The organism is Rhodococcus sp. DMF-1 (assembly GCF_021441945.1).
Lineage (GTDB): Bacteria > Actinomycetota > Actinomycetes > Mycobacteriales > Mycobacteriaceae > Rhodococcus > Rhodococcus ruber.
This window is the reverse complement of record NZ_CP090443.1, coordinates 63831-82461: the sequence shown is the minus strand read 5'-3', so window position 1 is coordinate 82461 and position 18631 is coordinate 63831. Positions and strand designations below refer to the sequence as shown.

General features: G+C 60.6%; 12 protein-coding genes and 3 pseudogenes. 7 read left to right on the top strand and 8 right to left on the bottom strand.

The features are described from left to right. Positions 1 to 254: 254 nt before the first annotated feature. From LZP97_RS26535 to LZP97_RS26525, 3 genes are all read left to right on the top strand, one after another. Positions 255 to 1487: an acetamidase/formamidase family protein gene (locus LZP97_RS26535; protein WP_206003409.1), complete on the top strand. Its 1233-nt coding sequence runs from the start codon at positions 255 to 257 to the stop codon at positions 1485 to 1487. 719 nt (positions 1488 to 2206) lie between these two features. Beyond that, positions 2207 to 2464 carry a hypothetical protein gene (locus tag LZP97_RS26530; RefSeq protein WP_234575165.1) on the top strand — a complete coding sequence of 86 codons (258 nt, stop codon included), beginning with the start codon at positions 2207 to 2209 and terminating at the stop codon, positions 2462 to 2464. 654 nt (positions 2465 to 3118) lie between these two features. Continuing rightward, positions 3119 to 4539 (top strand): IS3 family transposase gene (locus LZP97_RS26525; RefSeq protein WP_234575247.1). Its coding sequence is split into 2 segments (ribosomal slippage): positions 3119 to 3482 and positions 3482 to 4539, totalling 1422 coding nucleotides; the frame shifts between segments, so codons are not numbered across the junction. On the opposite strand, the gene LZP97_RS26520 is transcribed toward LZP97_RS26525, so the two are convergent. The 6 genes from LZP97_RS26520 to LZP97_RS26495 all read right to left on the bottom strand — a co-directional run bounded on the left by LZP97_RS26520 (position 4476) and on the right by LZP97_RS26495 (position 10899). Continuing rightward, positions 4476 to 5441: a hypothetical protein gene (locus LZP97_RS26520; RefSeq protein ID WP_234575163.1), complete on the bottom strand. Its 966-nt coding sequence runs from the start codon at positions 5439 to 5441 to the stop codon at positions 4476 to 4478. The genes LZP97_RS26525 and LZP97_RS26520 overlap by 64 nt on opposite strands. Continuing rightward, on the bottom strand, positions 5441 to 6130 hold the full coding sequence (locus LZP97_RS26515) for a DEAD/DEAH box helicase family protein (protein WP_234575161.1): 690 nt from the start codon (positions 6128 to 6130) through the stop codon (positions 5441 to 5443). Before LZP97_RS26515 ends, LZP97_RS26520 begins: the two co-directional genes overlap by 1 nt. After that, positions 6127 to 8106, bottom strand: a complete 1980-nt coding sequence (locus LZP97_RS26510) for a site-specific DNA-methyltransferase (RefSeq protein WP_234575160.1) — start codon at positions 8104 to 8106, stop codon at positions 6127 to 6129. The genes LZP97_RS26515 and LZP97_RS26510 overlap by 4 nt, the downstream gene beginning before the upstream one ends. Positions 8107 to 8373: 267 nt before the next feature. Then, positions 8374 to 9291, bottom strand: a complete 918-nt coding sequence (locus tag LZP97_RS26505) for a PIN-like domain-containing protein (RefSeq protein WP_234575158.1) — start codon at positions 9289 to 9291, stop codon at positions 8374 to 8376. Then, on the bottom strand, positions 9284 to 9859 hold the full coding sequence (locus LZP97_RS26500) for a hypothetical protein (RefSeq protein ID WP_234575156.1): 576 nt from the start codon (positions 9857 to 9859) through the stop codon (positions 9284 to 9286). The genes LZP97_RS26505 and LZP97_RS26500 overlap by 8 nt, the downstream gene beginning before the upstream one ends. Before the next feature lie 143 nt (positions 9860 to 10002). Further along, on the bottom strand, positions 10003 to 10899 hold the full coding sequence (locus tag LZP97_RS26495) for a DUF262 domain-containing protein (RefSeq protein ID WP_234575155.1): 897 nt from the start codon (positions 10897 to 10899) through the stop codon (positions 10003 to 10005). A gap of 605 nt (positions 10900 to 11504) precedes the next feature. Here LZP97_RS26495 and LZP97_RS26490 point away from each other — a divergent pair. Then, a pseudogene (locus LZP97_RS26490) lies at positions 11505 to 12813 on the top strand (IS110 family transposase). 284 nt (positions 12814 to 13097) lie between these two features. Here the strand turns inward: LZP97_RS26490 and LZP97_RS26485 are convergent. Next, on the bottom strand, positions 13098 to 15599 hold the full coding sequence (locus tag LZP97_RS26485; RefSeq protein ID WP_234575153.1) for a CHAT domain-containing protein: 2502 nt from the start codon (positions 15597 to 15599) through the stop codon (positions 13098 to 13100). A 697-nt stretch (positions 15600 to 16296) separates the two neighbouring features. Between LZP97_RS26485 and LZP97_RS26480 the strand changes: the two are divergent. The 3 genes and pseudogenes from LZP97_RS26480 (at position 16297) to LZP97_RS26470 (ending at position 18421) form a co-directional block, all read left to right on the top strand. After that, a pseudogene (locus LZP97_RS26480) lies at positions 16297 to 17385 on the top strand (tyrosine-type recombinase/integrase). A 5-nt stretch (positions 17386 to 17390) separates the two neighbouring features. After that, on the top strand, positions 17391 to 18119 hold the full coding sequence (locus tag LZP97_RS26475; protein WP_234575152.1) for a hypothetical protein: 729 nt from the start codon (positions 17391 to 17393) through the stop codon (positions 18117 to 18119). 110 nt (positions 18120 to 18229) lie between these two features. After that, a complete protein-coding gene (locus LZP97_RS26470; protein WP_234575150.1) occupies positions 18230 to 18421 on the top strand; it encodes a hypothetical protein in 192 nt (63 codons plus the stop codon). Here the strand turns inward: LZP97_RS26470 and LZP97_RS26465 are convergent. Next, positions 18412 to 18624, bottom strand: a pseudogene (locus LZP97_RS26465) (Fic/DOC family protein); the annotation flags it as partial. The gene LZP97_RS26470 and the pseudogene LZP97_RS26465 overlap by 10 nt on opposite strands. Positions 18625 to 18631: the final 7 nt, after the last annotated feature.

Here is an 18631-nt window from a genome sequence, read left to right as displayed (position 1 = left end):
CCGTCCGCCGACGCTGGCTCCGCCCCCGCCCCCGTCACACCGTCTATCGCCTCGTTCCGATTGCCTGGACACGACGATCGGGGGTACTAACTGGCCGTTGTGCTGCAGCTTCCATCTCCGCAGTTACTCGACGCACCTCCGACTCCTATCGGAGTCGCAGAAGCCGACACTGCAGAATTAATTTCTATTGACACCATTGCGGATGAAACTATAGTGTGTGATGTGTCACTTCAGTGGACTTCTGGAGGTTTCCCATGTCAAGCGATGTAGTCCTCGGCCGTTCGGCTTCCGGTGATGCCGATTTCACCCGATCGGGCGTCTCTCGTTTCCCGAACCGAGATTTGGGCGTGCCTCGGTTCGGTTGCGAGGTTGGCGTTCCTCTCGCTGAACAGAAGGAACTCGGCCACAACCGGTGGCATCCCGATATTCCTCCGTTGCACGAACTCGATCCTGGGGACGAAGTAATCCTCGAAAGCCCTGGATACGACGACTATCAGCTCCATGATGTCGACGATGACGATGACATTCGCACCATCGATCTCACCCGCACCCATCCAATCGCAGGTCCCGTCTATGTGAACGGCGCTCAGCCCGGGGACCTGCTGGTGGTGGACGTGCTCGACGTCCAACCGCTGTCCGGTATCGGCTACTCGAATATTCTGCCTGGCATGGGAGGCCCGCTGGCCAGCTGGTTCCCGCAAGGATTCAAGACTGTGTGGGACCTGCATGGTCTGTTCGCCACCAGTCGCCAGGTTCCGGGTGTCGAGATCCCGGCGATCAGTCATCCCGGCGTCATCGGGGTTGCTCCCTCGCACGAGCTCCTGCAGATCTGGAACGAGCGCGAGGACCCGCTGATCGGTGACGGCCAGGCCGGCCCCCGGGAGGATGCGATCGCCACTTCCGTCTTGCGTACCCTGGAAGGTGACGAGTGGGCACGCGTCGCTGCAACTGCTGCTCGTACCGTGCCACCCCGGGAGAATGGTGGAAATCTCGACATCAAGAACCTATCGCGGGGCTCGCGGGTGTACTTTCCGGTCTTCGTCGAGGGCGCGCTATTTTCCTGCGGTGATCTGCACTTTGCCGAGGGAGACGGTGAAATAACTTGGAACGCCATCGAAATGGATGGATCCACCTGGCTTCGTTTTGGTTTGATCAAGGGCGGTATGGCAAAGTACGGGGTGCGCAATCCGATGTTGCGCCCCTCGCCCGTCGACCCGAACTTCGGGACCCGATATCTGTCGTTCACCGGACTGTCGGCACGCGGTCGGGAACAGAAGTACCTCGATACAACGATGGCGGCCGTCGATGCGGTGGAACAGGCGATCGACTACCTCGGCAAGTTCGGGTACAACGCTGAGCAGGCGTACACGATCATCAGTGTGGCTCCCTGCGAGATGCATGTGGGTGGAATTGTGGACATTCCGAATTCGGCAGTTACGTTGAAGATTCCAGTCGACATCTTCGACAAGGACATTCTGCCCCACTGACACTGGCTCGGGGGCGCGCTCGTGCCGCGCCCACCCGCCGTGTGGTAACAGGAGCTGGGAGACCGGCCTGACCGGAGGGACGCCGCGGCCGCTCAGTCGGAGAGGGGGAGGTGGTGGCTACGCCATGGGCGTAGCCACCACCTCGAAGGGGCCTCCGCTTGTCTATAGGGATGATTTTCTGGTCTGTCAGCTTGCCCTGACCGGTTCCCGTCTGTCGTTCACGTCATGCCGTACGGGCAGGAGGCGACAGGTGTTCACGGAGTCGGACCACGTCCGAAACGTAGTGAGCCGAGTGCAGGCGCACCGTCAGAAGAGGGATCATTCGGTTGGACATGCGGAGGCCCGCGTCGGGCCGCAGCCGGCGCCCATGCGGTGGCCGCTAGGTCCGTAACGCGCTTGGCCCTGAGCGCAGGCATTGACGCAGGTGATTGCGACGAGCACGCTTTCAGGCTATTGGACCGGCAGGAGGTCGCGGATTGTCGGCGCGGTCCACTCAACGTCTATAGGCATCCAGGACTCCATCGATGAGGGACACAGCCCAGGAGTATCTACTGCAGTGTGTCCATTGAGTTCGCCGCCTTCTGTCGGGCCTCAGCACGCAGCTACACCAGGCCGAGACGCTTCATATGTCACCAGGAGGCGGACGGATTTCTCGCCGATCTCGCATCTCTGTCTCCAACAACAATGCAGACAATGACTCACGACGCTAGGTGCTGGTGGTGAACGAATCCGCTATCGACATCCATCCCGACCAGTTGCAAGGGCAGCTGTTTCTCGGTTTGTTGCACAATCAACTTTTATCAGTCACCGATGCTCTGCTCGGTCTCGAATGTCGTGCCGATGCCCACGGTCGCACCGCTTTCACTGCCACGACAGCGCCATGCCAGGTGGCGGGGCTACGGGCGCAGCGAGAAGAAATTCAAGCGATGATAGATGCCCTGTTCCGTCGCTACCCGGGCCTGCGCCATCCGAGGTAGACGTAAGCGCAGTCGCCTCTCTCGCACTCCCTGAATGGCCATCGCCTGGGGGCGGACTCGGCCACGGCGCGTCACGGCACTGCTCGCTGGCAACACCGGTACGTCGCCATACGAGCACGAATCGGTACCACATCAGAATACGTCGAACTGCCCCGAATGATCGCGAAGTATGGAGGGCCTCGAAGGTGGCCGATCGGGGATCGAAACCGACACCGACCCGATCGTCGTCGCCACCGATGAGTTGGAGTGTCGCCACGTCCATGACTGTGAGAAAGCGGGCAGCCGAGTGCCAGCAAGGGTTGGTGGTTTCAGCCTCCACTGTTCATGGCCTCTGAAATCCGAGACTTTCTTGCACGAGCAACCGCAGTCTCGTCGGACGAGTGAACGCACTCTGGCGTGATCTGTCGAGTACCGACCTCTGACGATCGACTGTGAACGCCCGGCAGGCGCTCGCAGGCTTGCTCCGAGTCGACGTCGCGCTGATGTGCTGGAGATAGCTCGCCGAAAGACATTCTGTTACTTCGGTTCGCGCGACCCTGCGTGTCAGCATGAGTTGAGTCCACTGGTTCACAGCAACCCCGCCTGCAGGGCGAGATACGGATCAACCCAACGATGACGATGTCCACCCCTACAGCGGTCGAGGACAATGACCGCATGGTCTCCACTCACCCCCGAGCCGACGGACCCCGCCGGCGCGTGTTCAGCCCCGCCGACAAGCTCTCCCACCTGGACGCGTACGAACAGGCCTGCGAGACGAACGAAGGCGGGGCATACCTGCGCCGTGAAGGCCTGTACTCGTCGCTGATCAGCGAGTGGCGCAAACAACGCGACGCCGGCGTGCTCGACGGCAAGCAACCCGGCACGAAGATCGGCAAACTCACCGCCGAGCAGGCCGAGATCGCCCGACTCAAGCAGGAGCTCGCCCGCGCAAACAAGAGACTGACCACCACCGAGGCCGCACTGGACATCATGGGAAAAGCTCACGCTCTCTTGGAATCTCTCTCCGAGAGAGCGGATTTCGACGACAAGCCGAACAAGCGCTGACCGTAGCGTGGACCGAGCTGGCCGAAGCTGGGGTGTCGACGAGGACGGCCAGCACGCTGACCGGTGTGGTGCGTTCGACCGCAGTCCGGCGGCGCACCGCAGCCTCCGCGCCGACACTCGACGTCGCCCACGGGCCCGCGACCGAGCCGGCGAACAAACTCACCGCCCTCGAGCGGCAGCAGATCCTCGATGTGCTCAATAGTGATCGGTTCGTCGATCAGGCTCCGCTCGAGGTGTATGCGCAACTGCTCGACGAGGGCATCTACCTGTGTTCGGTGTCCACGATGTACCGCGTGTTGCGCGAGAATGCGCAGGTCAGCGAGCGTCGCCGGCTCGCGAGGCATCCGGCGAGGACCTGCCCGGAGTTGGTCGCGACCGCGCCGCGGCAGGTGTACTCGTGGGACATCACGAAGCTTGCCGGGCCGGAGAAGGGCCGCTACTTCGATGCGTACGTGATGATCGACATCTACTCGCGGTACATCGTCGGAGTCCATGTTCACGCTCACGAATCGGGTCTGCTGGCGCGGGAGTTGATGGAGCAGATCTTCGCCGTACACGGGATTCCGCAGGTCGTGCACGCTGACCGTGGTACGTCGATGACCAGCAAGTCCGTCGCCACGTTGCTGGCTGATCTCGAGGTCACCCGTTCGCATTCGCGGCCGCGGGTCTCGAACGACAACCCGTACTCCGAATCGATGTTCAAAACCCTCAAGTACGGGCATCGTTTCCCCGAACGGTTCGGATCCCTCAGTCAAGCAAGGGAATTCATGATCGAGTTCACCGACTGGTACAACCACGAGCACCGCCACACCGGAATCGGGTTGCACACGCCCGCCGACGTCCACTTCGGCCTGGCCGCCGGCAAGTCCGCAGAACGCCGGCGGGTACTCGATACCGCCCGCGCCCAGCATCCACACCGCTTCGGCACCGCGGCGGCGCCGAAGATCCTCGACCTACCCGACACCGTCTACATCAACCGGCCAGCCGACCATCCCGAGACCACAGTGGAGGACGAAACGGCAGCCGCCTGACACCCACTGGACTCAAACTGCTTGACACATTCCGCGTCCGCAGCCCGAGTTTGGTCGACAATCCACTGCCTGGCTTTCGCCGAGGCTTGGGGCACCAGGTTGTGCTCTGAGAGTGCCGCGGCAAGACGCATAAGCTGCCCGGTGCGCGAACTGAACATCGTCTTCTGTCGCGTATAAGAGGGCAAGGTGTCCAGCAGCTCAAACAACACGGCCGGCACCTTTGGGGATCTTCCGCATATCACAGGGGCTATCAAGACTTCGACCTCGACAGTCTCATCCTCTGTCAGTGCGTTCACGACCCGGGCCACATGCTCGGTACGGAAGCCGGGAAGGTAAGCAGCTACTTCATTGAGACGGTTGTCGCCGCCGTCGATCCGCTTAGCCAATGGTGTACGGACAAGCCGACCGATCAGCTGAGCGATCTCGGTATAGGAGTCCTTACCTTGGAACGACACCAAGACCTCAGCCCGGGGGCAGTCCCAGCCGGTAGTCAGCGCCGACTTGAAGAGCACTACCCGCGCACGGTCATCTCCAGAAATCGCCTCCGGAGGCAGATACCGCACACTCCGGTCACCGACCTTCAACGGACCGTGGGGGTCACCGAACGCATGGGCCACTGCATAGTCGGTCAACTCTGGCCATGCAGACTCGATGACCGCCAGGATCTCCATCAGTCTCGCATCGGTCACCTTCGGTTCCACCTGGACGACAAGCAGCGGCTCTACCAGACGGTCGCCCGTAATCTCATGGTGGATTCGCCATGCCCTATCGGCGCTCTTCAAGTCATCGACGGCGAGTGCGAGCATCGTATTGTCGGCCGACTGCGACTCGCCGAGGCTGCGCAGCAGAATCCGATCTTTGAGCAGGCCGGACTCGCGTACCTCACCTGCCTTGACCTCCACTAGACGCATGGTGCGGTCCGCGGCCTGCATTGCGGCTTGGAACCGGTCCGGTGTGGCAGAGATTCCGAGGACCACCGGGGCGGCGGTTGCACTGTCCCGATGTTGGTCAATCCACCGCCGACCATGGTGCCAGCAATCGACTTCCTCTCGCTAACCTTCGTCCCGGCGCCGCGATGCGCCTCGTCCCAGATCACTACAAAGTCCTCGCCACGTTCATGCACCGTGTGGGCGATCATGTCCCAACCGCCGTACGTCCGCTTGTCGTTGTGGCTGCCGTCGGGTCTGGTGGCATGCAACGTCGAGTTCTTCTGCAGCGCTTGGATGTGAACGAAGTAGATCACGCCTGGTTCAAGTGTCCGGTGATCCTCTTCTGCAAGATACCTAATGCGGTTCATGTCGATCCCACCACCAGATGCCTGGTGAATCTTGTTGATCGTTTGCGCATTGAGTGAGCGATCATCGGTGATCCACAGCACCGTCATGTTCGGGTTCGGTGCCCGTGTCGGGGTGCCTCTGTACAAACCCTCTAGTACAGCCGTAGCGATGACCGTCTTTCCAGCTCCGGTCGGGGCAGTAAGACCAACCGCGGTGCGCTCACCGTCCTCTAAGTAGCCCGCACGTGCCTTCGCCAAGTTGGACAGGATCGACTCGACAGCCTTGCTCTGATAGGGCTCCAGCGCAAATTTCACCGAGCACCACCTGCAGTGTTGATTGTGTAGTTCGACAGGTAGTCTTCGTACAGCTGTACCGTCTCGATCCCGACAGGCAGACGCTCGACAGCCTGCTGGTACTCGGCGGGAGAGTCGGTGATGACGAACAGCACCACAGGAGACCAACCGTGGGTTGCAGCATCGGCCACTGCGCCTGCGAACGCCGGTAGGACATCGATGTCGAACAGAATTCCATACGCGTCGGTCAGCATCCAGCCCTGATCGGGGACAACTTCGATTCGTTCGCCCCGCCCTCCGCCTTCGAGCCAGAACAGTGGTGCCACAACCTGGAACTCACGACCGCGACGGACCATCCCAGGATCGAGGTAGGTCAAGTCAAACATCTCAACGTTTGCCGACAAGCCGTCTGAATAGCGCGATCCGTCAGGCCGCAAACCTTTCACCACAGTTGAGATCCGGGGTCGACAGACATACTCGAACACACCGCAAGCCTCCCACTCCGTATCGCCCGGGTGTACGCCAGCTTCCCGGAGATGTTTGGCTTCTTTGGAACCGACCTCGTTGTTGGTGACCAGAATCGACTGCCTGGTTCCGCCGTCCTCGGCGTTGAGCCGCATCACGGCCTCGGTGGTAGTACCAGACCCGCCGAAGAAGTCGAGGATCACAGCGTCCCGGGGTGCCGCCATCCGAAACCACCGCATCAGCACCTCGTGATCCTTGGGGAACGGGAAGCGCTTGCCTCCCAGAATCGTCTGTAGGTGAGCGTTCGCCGTGTTGCGGGAGTGCGTGAATGATGGGACTGGCATGTTTCGTGCGTAGTCTTCCAGCGACTTTTTCTTTCGCGGCCGCTTTCCGAATGCGATCAGCCCCGCAGCGATCCACTCATCCATGATCGCCTTCTTGACTGTCCACCCGTTGCTCGGAGGTTCGTACCGCTTCCCGGATTCGGGGTCAGTCACGACATATCGCAAGTTGGGTCGTGGCAACCTGTTCGTCAAGTCCGAGGTCTCGAAGATCATGCCGCTGGAATCGACGTTGTTAAACCGCGTCACGCCCTCCGGCATATGCCGTTTGTTCGCCTTGATGAACTCACGAAGCCTTTCCTGCGCCTCTTCGGGAGTGCTTCCGTTCGACAGCGCATCGGCGACAAGGCGCAACATCTCCGGAACGAAGGGCTTCGGGTCCATGAACCGGCCGACCTTCTCGGCGTCGCGTCCGTAGATCAGCATGTAGTCAACGCCGCCAGCATGGTGTCGGGCAAGAGCCGAGCCGCCACCTTGCCATACTGCGTTCATAATGAAGTTGTTGGAGCCCAATAGCTGGTCCAACAACATTCTAAGCCTGTGATGTTCGTCGTCCCCGATCGACACGATGATTACACCCGTGGGCTTCAACAGATCTCGAGCGATGCGGAGCCGGCGCTCCAGGAACGACAGCCACTTGGATGACTTGGCGCGGTCGGCTTGATCGACGTACCGGTCGTTGTATATCCAGCCCTCGTTTCCAGTGTTATACGGGGGGTCGATGTAGATTAGATCTACGCGCCCGCGGTGCGTAGAGCGCAACGTCTGCAGTGCGTGGAAGTTCTCGCCGTTGATCACGACGTGCCATGGTGCGACGGCAGGACCATTTCCGATCCGTTCAACAGACCGCAGGCCGGGGTAAATCGGCTCACCGAACTCCCGTACCACGACAAGGTCAGATATGGACCGCTCGCCACCGTCACCGCTGAGAACAGCGATGTCCCGGGTTCTGTCGGTAAACCGCTCCACGGTCCATGTCTCAGCGGTGGACTCGTCTCGCAGCGCGACGCGGAGGCCTTTGCGGATCGGGTGATCAGCCAACCGGACCGACTCTGGCAAGTGCCGGTCGAAGACGAGACCGAATCGCCGCGAGCCGCGTAGGAGGTCCACCTCTCGAGCGAGGCGCCCACGGAGCGTTTCGTCTTGTACTTGGCTAATCAACTGGTCGAGGACGTTGGTGTCGTCCGCCATCTCATCCTCTCCGGGCTTCGATCCTTTGAGCGGTCATCTGCCCAGAAAACTCTATGCCAGCGAACTCGCACGCCGCCGCCAGCACCAAGTCACTCGGGCTGAATGCCATGACAACATCGAGGATGAACACCGCCCCACCCGAGACCGCAGCGCAGCGTCATCACTCAACTATCGCACCGCCAGCAACGAACGTTGCGCTGCGACGCCCGCTGATAGCGCGGTCCTTATGCCAACTGGACTCCTACATGCCTGTCAGTGCCTGCATCTTCACGGTCTGGTCTGCGACTCACCCGACGAATCGCCCTTGTCGACGTTGGGCAGAGCGGTCTGCAAATCTTTGACATACCGATGGAAATCAGACACTGTCCACAGGCGGAAAGGTACCTCCGCCACAGTTACCGCCTCCGCGACCAACACAGGATGAGCGACGCCGTTCCTACTCCAATCAGACTTCACATCGTTGGTAACTAGTATTGCGGCGTCAACATCTGTCAGATCCGCTCTAGCTAATCCGTAAAGGAAGTCGGCCCAGACAAAGAAGTCGCCATGGTTATTGACCGGATCCAGGAATCCTGGCGGGGTCTTAGTCTCTTTCCGAATACGCGCCAAGGCGTAGAACTCCGAACGGGGCACGTAGGCAGTATCGCCAACGGTCAGCAGTGTCTGAAGTGTTCCATCGAAGACCTCATGAGCCCCAGGATCAATCCAGTCTCCATGCACCCTAACCAATTCATCGATCGCGCCTTTGACTGCTTCTCCCGTCTCCCCGGTACTTTGATCAATGGCGTCCATTTCTTTGGTTAGATCGTCAAATTTCTTTCTGAGCCGCTTGGCTTGCGGCTCGACGCCCGACAGCAGATTATTCCAAATCTCTTGGACGGCTTGTCCGGGTATAACTAATGGACCACGATGTTGTTGTCCCAGAAAATCAACGGCGTCCGCGCCTTGAGTTCCGTTCAGGCCGACGCGATAGATTGCATTCGTATCAAATCCGAGGGCAAGTACCTGGGTTCCTGTTACTGGAGGTCTTCGAACAGCCTCATCTAAACCGTTCCGCAACTCCCCCAATGAGTCGATTCCCACATTTCTATTAAGCACCCGCCAGACTTTGTCAAGCGCTACATCTGATAAACGCGAAGGCGGCGATGCGTCCGATGGAAGCGGGTCCGGATTCACGTCAATCATACCAAACTTCCGCTGCAGCGTGTGCCATCTCCTCGCCAACTTCGCTAATCGCGTCAATGTCCCACTCGGCATATGCAGCTATCTTTTCGGTCCACTCGCCTGGTGATGCCAACGGGAGCAGCGCCATCTTGAATCCGTCCCACGTTGAACTTCCCATTGGCCTCCTCGCTTCCTCCGCAAGGAAACTGTTTCCAATGGTGGATGCCCAGTATGCTGCTCGATCTTCGTCGGCCAGCGACCATCGACTATCTCGGGGTTTGATTAAGTACAGGTAGCCTGTGGGCTCAGGGGTGATGGTTCGTTGCAACACTGAGCGGCGCAATACGGACAGCAGATTCTTATTCATCGATCGCCTATGCACTTGCTTTCTGAACTCCTCGATATCGTGATTCAGATCGTTCAGAGCCTCAAGCGCTGGCTCCCACGCCCGGTCCTGGGAGATTTTTTGTGCTGCTTGGCCAAAACGCCGCTCTACGTTTCCCGTTCCAAGATTCCCAACTACAATTCTTCGAACTATAAGGCGAAGAAATTCTTGCATACCTTCGGTTGGGTTGGAAGTCTCGGTCATTGCCATCAATATAGGGCGCACGGACGTGACGTTGAGACTGTTCAAAACCGAAAACACCGCGAGCTGATCGGTGGACGCTGGCCCTTCCCGGGTCGGGTCCATAAGTTGAAGGTATAACGGTAAGTTGTGTTGGAGTAAACGGATCAATTCGGTAGGGGTAATTGGACTTCGGGGACTGGTGCCCCCACCGGCCAGCGTGTCGTAAAGATCCCGAGGAGGACGTGGCCTCGCTCTGTTGTCACTGCATGACGAATGAACTGTACAAAGACGTTAGGGTTTTCCTCTCGGAAAGAATGGGAGATGTCTTGCCATTCCTCGTAACGCTGCTCTCGCTGACTCTCGCTGGTCTGACTCAAAACATAACTCTTCAATAAGTCTGCGGTAGTTAGTTCCTTTCCTCTTGTATTGATCACTTCAAAGACGCGGTATGCGGACGCGGGGCTCGGATGGGCGAATACCGCGAAGTATAATTTGTTTGTAAGGAAATCGGCCCAAATTCCCAGCCGCTTGAATGGATTTGATGCCAGATCCTTCTCTAGCCATTCCGTCAACAACCGGTAAGCGGACAGGAGGAGGCCCGAGACGGACTCCTCATTTGCATCCAAATCGGATAATTCGTGCGCTGGATGGTTTAGAATTTTCTGTAGGGTTGCATTGTCTGGCGCGGAAGATAGCTCAAGCCGAGGTAGCTCCGCGTCAGATTCAAAATCGATCGATCGAAGAAAGGTGGACTGCAGCCGCTCCGCTAGTGCTCTGCGTTCAAATTTTCGTGTCTGATGGTAAAGAGTAGCCGCTAAGAGTGTAAGCGTGAGTAGCCGCTGCTGACCATCGACGATGTCCTTGACTGTTCCTTCACCGGTGACAATGACTAAGCCGAGGAAGTAAGTGTCTTCGTTGAGGGATTGCGCCAGATCGTTGAAAAATTCGGCCACTTCGTCCCGCTCCCAGGCATATTCACGTTGGAATTGGGGCACCCTGAACTGTCCACGGGACATGAGTGCTCCCGCGGTCGTGGATGAAGCATTAAGGGGCGTCTCCATGGCGGCGACCTTACCTGTCGGGACGATCGCCCCGTTGTACGTCCCCAACCATCCAGGAAGGTTCCACTACACCGGTATGGCCGAACCTCCGCGCCGGCGGAACATTTCGGACTACACCGCCGCATACATCGATCAGGGAAGATCACACCGCTCGCCGTCTGTACCGAGGCGCTCTACGCGGGGCCCAACGCTGGGTCTCACAGCGTGCCAACAGCGCGCTCGGCCGCTGTTCGTGGGCAAGTACGGATAACCCAGCGGTTGCGTCCAATGACATCCGAGGTCGCCTGTCACGAACCTGCAATGCTCCCCCTTCATGTCTGACGTTCTGGCGTCGCCCTCCGACCTACATGACGTGAATCGGCGTCTAGCCAGCATGTCCCTGTCGGGACGCCCGTTCCGGGGTGAAAATGGTGTGGTGGTCGCCCGTCGACGCCGTGCCACTATGGTCCTTCGAGGCCGTCGTCTAGCCGGGCGTTGGGGTCACGCCGTGGGCCCTTCACTGTTGCCGCTGGTTGTTGAGCACGAGGATCAGATTCTGTTGCACCCCGGTGACCCCCACGGGCGACCACCCCGATCACACGGTGTGCGTCAGCGAGGAGAACACGATGCTGATCGAGTCCCACGACGAGGAACAGATCATCTCCCGGGTCGCCGCCCTCGATATCGGCAAGGCCGAGGTGGTGTGCTGTGTCCGGATTCCCGCTTTGGGCAATCGGAGGAAACGGATGCAGGAGGTGTCCACCCATATGACGATGACGCGGGCGTTGACCGAACTGGCCAACCACCTCGTCGAGTCGGGTGTCGAACGCGTGGTGATGGAAGCGACGTCGGACTACTGGAAGCCGGTGTTCTACCTGCTCGAAGCACACGGACTCGACCCGTGGCTGGTGGGTGCCCGCGACGTGAAGCATCTGCCGGGACGCCCCAAGACCGACGTCCTCGATGCGGTCTGGTTGTGCAAGGTCGCCGAACGACAGATGCTGCGCCCGAGCTTCGTGCCCCCACGTCCGATCCGTCAGCTGCGGGATCTGACCCGCTACCGCGTCGACCTGGTCGGGGCCCGCGGAGCGGAAAAGAACCGGGTCGAGAACCTGCTCGAGGATGCCTGCATCACACTCTCCGTCGTGGCCTCGGACATCTTCGGTGTCTCCGGGCGGGAGATGATGGCCGCATTGATCGCCGGCGAGCGAGATCCGAAAGTCCTCGCACAGCTGGCCCGGTCGAGGATGCGGGCGAAGATCGGCCCGCTCGAGGAGGCGCTGGCCGGGCACTTCGACGACCACCACGCGTTCCTGCTCACGCGGATGCTGGGCCGGATCGATGCGATCGACGCCGACATCGCCGCGGTCGACGAACAGATCGAGGCGCAGCTGGCCCCTTTCGCGCAGGCGGCGGCGCAACTGGATGAGATCCCGGGGATCGGGCCGGTGGCCGCCGCAATCATTGTCGCCGAAATCGGGGTGGACATGTCGCGGTTCCCGACCGCCGGGCACCTGTGCTCCTGGGCGAAGTTCTCTCCCGGTGTCCACTCCTGCGCGGGTAAGTCCACGGGCAACGGTTCGACCGGGCACGGCAACCGCTACCTTGCCCGGGTTCTCGGGGAGGCCGCCGTGATTGCGGGCCGCACCGACACGTTTCTCGGTGCCAGGTATCGGCGGATCGCCAGACGACGAGGAAGAAGCGCGCCATCGTCGCTGTCGGGCGTTCGATCCTGATCATCATCTGGCATCTGCTCTCCGACGAGAACGCAGCCTTGCCGATCTCGGTGCCGATCACTTCACCCGCCACCTCGACCCGGACAGACGGAAACACAGTCACATTCGTCAACTCGAAAAATTCCGTTATCGCACCGTCTCCCCGAACCCCCAGGTCAGCCCCTTCCGAGGCGGAGACAGTGTCGGAGTGCTGCCGTAGCGTTCTGGAAGTTGCGGCCTCTCGGCCCGCCACTTTCACAGCTTGGTGCACCCTAGGCTGGATGCACCAGTGCGGTGAGGGCGACCGTCGCCTCGACGGTTACCCCACCGTCGTGCCCGTTCGTGCCGCCGTCTTCAGTGGGCGCTCGACGATGCCGAGGAGCTCAGTGGTGATGTTGTCGCTTGTGACGATTATGTACAGGTCAGCCTCGAATGTCGCCGCGGCAATCGCGTAATCCGCTCTCTACTTTAACTATCTCGGTGAAGCACCCCGAATTTTCAGGCCTACGCCAGAGCATCAACAATTTTGTTGCTGTCGATGCCGACAATACCGAACGCGGCCCAGTCCAGAAACTTGAACGCCTTTTCGGAATTTTCTGGCACCATAGTTGTAATCGCGTAGCGCAGCGACAGATCCCTAACTTCAGAATTTGTCGCTCGCTTTAAATCTGAAACCGCATTCGAGTAAGCTGCAATCACATCTGCCCCTATTGGCGGACGCGAAGAAGATTCGACAGCGGACGACAAGTGCTCGTAAAATCGGGCGGAGAAGTAGAACCCAGTTGGGTCAGAAATTGGCCATGAGGTGCCGATTGATAACTCGACGCCCGCGTAATACGCGGCAGATTGAATGCTGAGCATTTCGTCTTGGTCTTGGAAATTCATTGCAAGTCCTGATTCGCACGAACCGAAAACCGCAAGAAGTGTTGAACACTTCAGTTCGAGGATTTCGCGAGCCGCGACACGGCCCGAGTAGGTGATAAGTGCTGAGTCCTTAGGTTCAGGTTCAGCAGTCGAGTGCCCCGTGAAGTGGAAAATAAGGCTTTCTTGTAATCCTTGGGTGACATTTCCAGTCGTTGCGTCTTCAATAGCTACCGGAACTAAGTGTTCGAAAAGTTCAGCGACAACGTTGCCCTCATTACGAGACCACGAGAGAGGGTTCTGGCCGGGCACATCGCTGGCGTTTGCCACGAGTATCGTGCCACTTTGAGGCGTCCACTTATGGAATTCTGCGTTTCGAATTGCGACTGTGCGGGAAGGCACTGTCGTAATCCGCTTGCGGCCGCTCGTCAAGTCCTCGCCCAGCGCACCGCATGCCCACAGGGGAAAAGCTTGGTAAAAACCACCCGGCATGAGCGCAACAGCTTCCCCTGAGCGCTTACTTATCCAACTAGCCAAAGGTCGAAACATGTCTTCGATCCTGGTAACGATGCCAACCGCCGCCTGTCGATCTTTCCTCCCTGGCTGAATCAGGTCAGTTCCACCGAGTTTCTGAAAATGGGGAACTAATGCTCCTCCCGACAGCTCTGGAAACTCCACACCGTCAAATCTGCCACCTCGCCGCATGAGAGCATAAGTAGCTCGCGGACTGTGCGTTACGTGCACCCAGGTTACTGTTTCTTCAGTGTTCTCGTATCTCCCTGGGTCTTCAGACCAAGATCGGGAGGAGTTGAGGCCTCGGGAGTATTCCAAGAGTTGGAAGGCTGCTTCCCACGACCCGATTCGACCAAGTTCGCACGCAGCAATACGGAAGGTCATGGGATTACGTTCGAGCAGTCCGACTACGTCTTCAACATTCCATGTCTTACGGAAGATGACGATACATTTCGATGTTCGCAATAGGAGCTCGTGGTATTTGTCCGCTTTGTTCGACTTGTCGGAAGAATCTCCGAGGATAATTCTTGAGGCATGGATGAAGTACAACTCCGTGTCTTTTCTGTCCCAGATAGAATCGAGTGCATCCCACGGGGGCAACGGATCGCCGTCGATTACTGCCAGTGCGGTTCGCAGCTTGAAAATTTGGAGTTTTAATGTCGAGTTGCCCTTGCTGCTATCGTGAACGTAAGACTCAGCTTTGGTGAGTCTCTGATTTAGTCGATCTACTTTTTCCATCGCGCGTTGAACGACCTCGGCTGGATCGGGCACCCATTCAGGCGTGGAATCGAACCCAAGCGTGGCAGGATTGGACCGTAAAGCCGAGCAGTAGTATACTGGGTCAAGTCCCGCCGGATTTGGGAGATCAGATCGACTTGAGAACGCCACCCTATCTGCCTCATGTCCGCAAACCGATACCTCGTACGCTAGCCAGTCATTGAGTGTCTGCACAACATTTGCGTGATACTTTGACTTGTACTCGGATGATTCTTGAGAGAATTTCTTGAACACCCTGAAGGAGCGATCTAGCTCCTTCAGGATTTGCGCGTAAGAACCTCTTCGGTCTGGCTCCTTAGACAGAGGCAGGGCCATCCTCTTAGCCACGGCTAGATTCATCTGAGAGTACGCGAAATCGACAGTGTTCCTTTCGCGCATCCTGATAGTTTTCTGGCAGAGCTTTTCTGCCTCGGCCAGTTCGCTTGCGGTCGGATTGTGCAATTCGAAAAGGCAGAGCGCTGCATTGGTGTAGTCGATGGCGGCGTCTCGCCTAACGCCGGATTTGTTAAATTCGTCTGCTATCTGAATGAACATCCGGCTGGCATACCGACGGCATTCATCTCTGTTGGGAGCAAGCATTCGGCCGATTCCGTGTGCAAGGATACTTCTTGTTTCTAGCTCTAGCCGTTTTTCTGCTTTTTCCTTGGCGATCAGATAGCATTCGCCGAGTAGTCTCGCTGCCTCGAATACAGCGTCGACAGATACTGAAGTGTCGAGCATCCCGCGGGCTCGCCGGATTCTGTGGTCAGCTTCTCGGTGCACGTCGTGGTCTGTCCACGTCGAGCAGTCAATGCCGTCTCCTGCTCGGAGATAGATTTCTTCAATCTGCTCCAGCAGTCTCGAGGTTGCGCTCATGGCTCCACCTGTTGGTTCATAAATCGGTTCGGCATTCGAATAGTCTGATACTGAGTTCGAGGGTATAGCACTACTTGGCCTCACGGCACCTCAAGTCGGAATCTAGGACTGTGATCTTTTCTCAATAAGTTGATTTTGTGGGAATGGTGTCGGGGTCGAATCCCGAAAGTACGGAGAGTCCCTGTACGACGAGAATTGCGAAGATAGAATCCCAACCAGGAACGCCGCGTGATCACCTGTTTCGCCACGTTCGACGTCCTCCCTGAGCGCTCGCCCAGTTCCTGGTCAACGGCTGCAGGCGCGCCGCCGCGTACGAGGCACGCGGAGGGGCCCGGCGAGCTCTGATTGCATTCGACTATCTCGTTCCATGAAGCTCTCTGAGCTGGGGGAGACGTCCATTTCAGGGTTCCCTGCTGGCGCGAAATCGAGAAACCGGTACGAGCGCTGAGAACCTACAAAAGTCGACAAATCGGGCGTATTCGCCACCTGGGAGTTTGTCACTCGCGATGTGTGCGCGGTCGGTGACGAGAATTGCCCTTCCCGCACCGTCCTCCCCGAAACCCCACCTCAGCGCGTTTTCCGCCGCAACCCTGTCGGAGCACCCCGGTAGGGTGCCCGGCGTGCCCCTCGACCAGGTGAACCCCGGCCCGAACCCCGCGCTCCGGCCGCCGCCGCCTCCGTGGACGCCGCAGCGCCGGTGCTGGCCGCGCCGGTGCAAGCGCGGATCGGTCAGGCGGTGACCGCGGCCCGCGCCGCGAGCACCCGCCGCGCCTACACCGCCGCCTGGCGCCGGTTCACCACCTGGTGCGCCGCCGAAGACCACCCGGCGCTGCCGGCGCACCCCGCGACGGTCGCCGCCTACCTGGTCGCCGCCGCCGACACCCTCGGCGAGGACGGGCGGCGGGCGTACGCGCCGCCACCCTGGCCAAATGGGTGGCGGCGATCGCGCACCAGCACCGCACCGCCGGGCACCCTCCCCCACCGGCCACGAACTGGTCCGGGCCACGATGGCCGGGATCCGCCGCGACTACGCCACCGCCGGGGAGCGGCCCCCGCCCGACGGGCCCCGCTGCTCACCGCCGACATCGTCACCATCGTCGAGAAAGCCCGCACCGAGGTCGCTGGGTGGGCCGACGAGGTTCTCGAACGCCGCGACACCGCGCTGCTGCTGCTCGGCTACGCCGGGGCGCTGCGCCGCAGCGAACTCGTCGCTCTCACCTGCGCCGATGTGCGGCTGCACCGCCTCGACGGGGTGCACCTGCGGCTGCGCAAATCCAAGACCGACCAGGAGGGCCGCGGCGCGATCCGCGCGCTGCCCTACACCGCCGCGCACACCAGCTGCCCGCCGTGTGCGTATGTGCGGTGGGCGCAGGTGGTCGCCGCGTTCGACACCGGCGGCCGCCCCGCGGTCATCCGCCTCCTGGGTACCGCCCCGCCGTTCGACACGCACCTGTGCCGCGGCCCCCGCCCCCGCACCATCGCGAACTCGCCGCTGCTGCGGGCGATCCGCAAGAACGGCAACCTCTCCCCCACACCGCTGTCCGGGGCAGCGGTCCATGCCGCGATCCGCCGCCGCGCCGCCCGCGCCGGCTACGACCCCGAGCTGGTCGCCCAGCTCGGCGGGCATTCGCTGCGCGCCGGGTTCGTCACCCAGGCCTTCCGCAACGGCGCCGACGCGCACGCCATCATGCGCCAGACCGGGCACCGCACCCCGGCGATGCTCGAGGTGTACGCCCGCGAACACGCCCCGCTCATCAACAACGCTGTGACGAATTTGGGGTTGTGACCGCCATGACCAGCTCCGTCGACGATGCGTCCGCCGCAATCGATCCCGCCGAGACGCTGTCGGCCCGGGATCGGCATCCGTGGGCGCTGTTCACCGACTGGTGCACCGCCTTCGGATATGCGGTGCTGCCCGCCGACCCCCGCACCGTCGCCGCCTTCGTCCACGCCCACCCCGCCGCCGTCGCCACCCAACGCCGCCGGCTCACCGTCATCAACACCGTCCACACCCGCGCCGGCCTACCCCAGCCCGGCCGCAGCGAGACCATCCGGCAACTCCTCGATGCCGCCCGCCGCGAACGCCTCGCCGAGATCACGCGGATCGTCGCGACCCGAATACCCGCGATCCCGGTGACGGGATGGCCGCAGGCACTGTTCGGCCGCCGCGACCGACTCCTGCTGGTGCTGGCCGCAGCCGGGCTCGGGTTCGCGCAGATCGGCCGGCTGCGTCGCGGTGACCTAGAGATCGTCGACGGCCTCGTGCACGTCGACACCGGTGACGGCCACCCGGTGCAGCTCACCAGTGCGGTCGCCGGGGTCGAGGTGGTGGCGGTGTATCGGGACTGGGCCGAGATCCAAGCCTTCCTCGATGCGCACCCCAACACGCGCCTGCTCGCCCAGCACCTGACCGGACCCGCCGAACCCTTCGGCACCGCGGTGCCCGACCGGCGCCGCACCTGGCCACTGCTGACCCCCATCGACCGCTGGGGCCACACCCCCTCATGCCCCTCACCATGACCGCGCCGTCGATCGCCACCCTGGTCCGGGCACACCTGATCGGACCAATGCCCCTGCACCGGCCGCTGCCGATTCGAGCGCCACACTCGGACTCGGAGGACGGGAGCGAGATGTTCACACAGGACATCACCCTCGATCCCAGCTACTACGAGCGCGGCGTCGCCGCCCGCCGTACCGCGCACGAGGATCTGCACGACGTCACCGACATCCTCGACGACATCGAAGACCGGGCCGACACACTGCTCGCCGAGCTGCTCGCCCTGCTCGACGACACGGTGACCGAGGAGGTCGGTCAGTCGTAGAGGTAGGCGGGTTCGTCGTCCACGATCCCCGCGAACATCTCCCGCAATGGGTCGAGATCGCCGTCCGCGCGGGCGACATGACAGGCGTGGTGCAGCACGGACTTGTCGATCAGATTCCACGCCAGGCCACGACCGGACTCGGACAGCAGCTGATCGAAGAATTCCCGCTGGGTGCGGCCGTTGCCCTCCCGGAACGGGTGAGCATTGCCG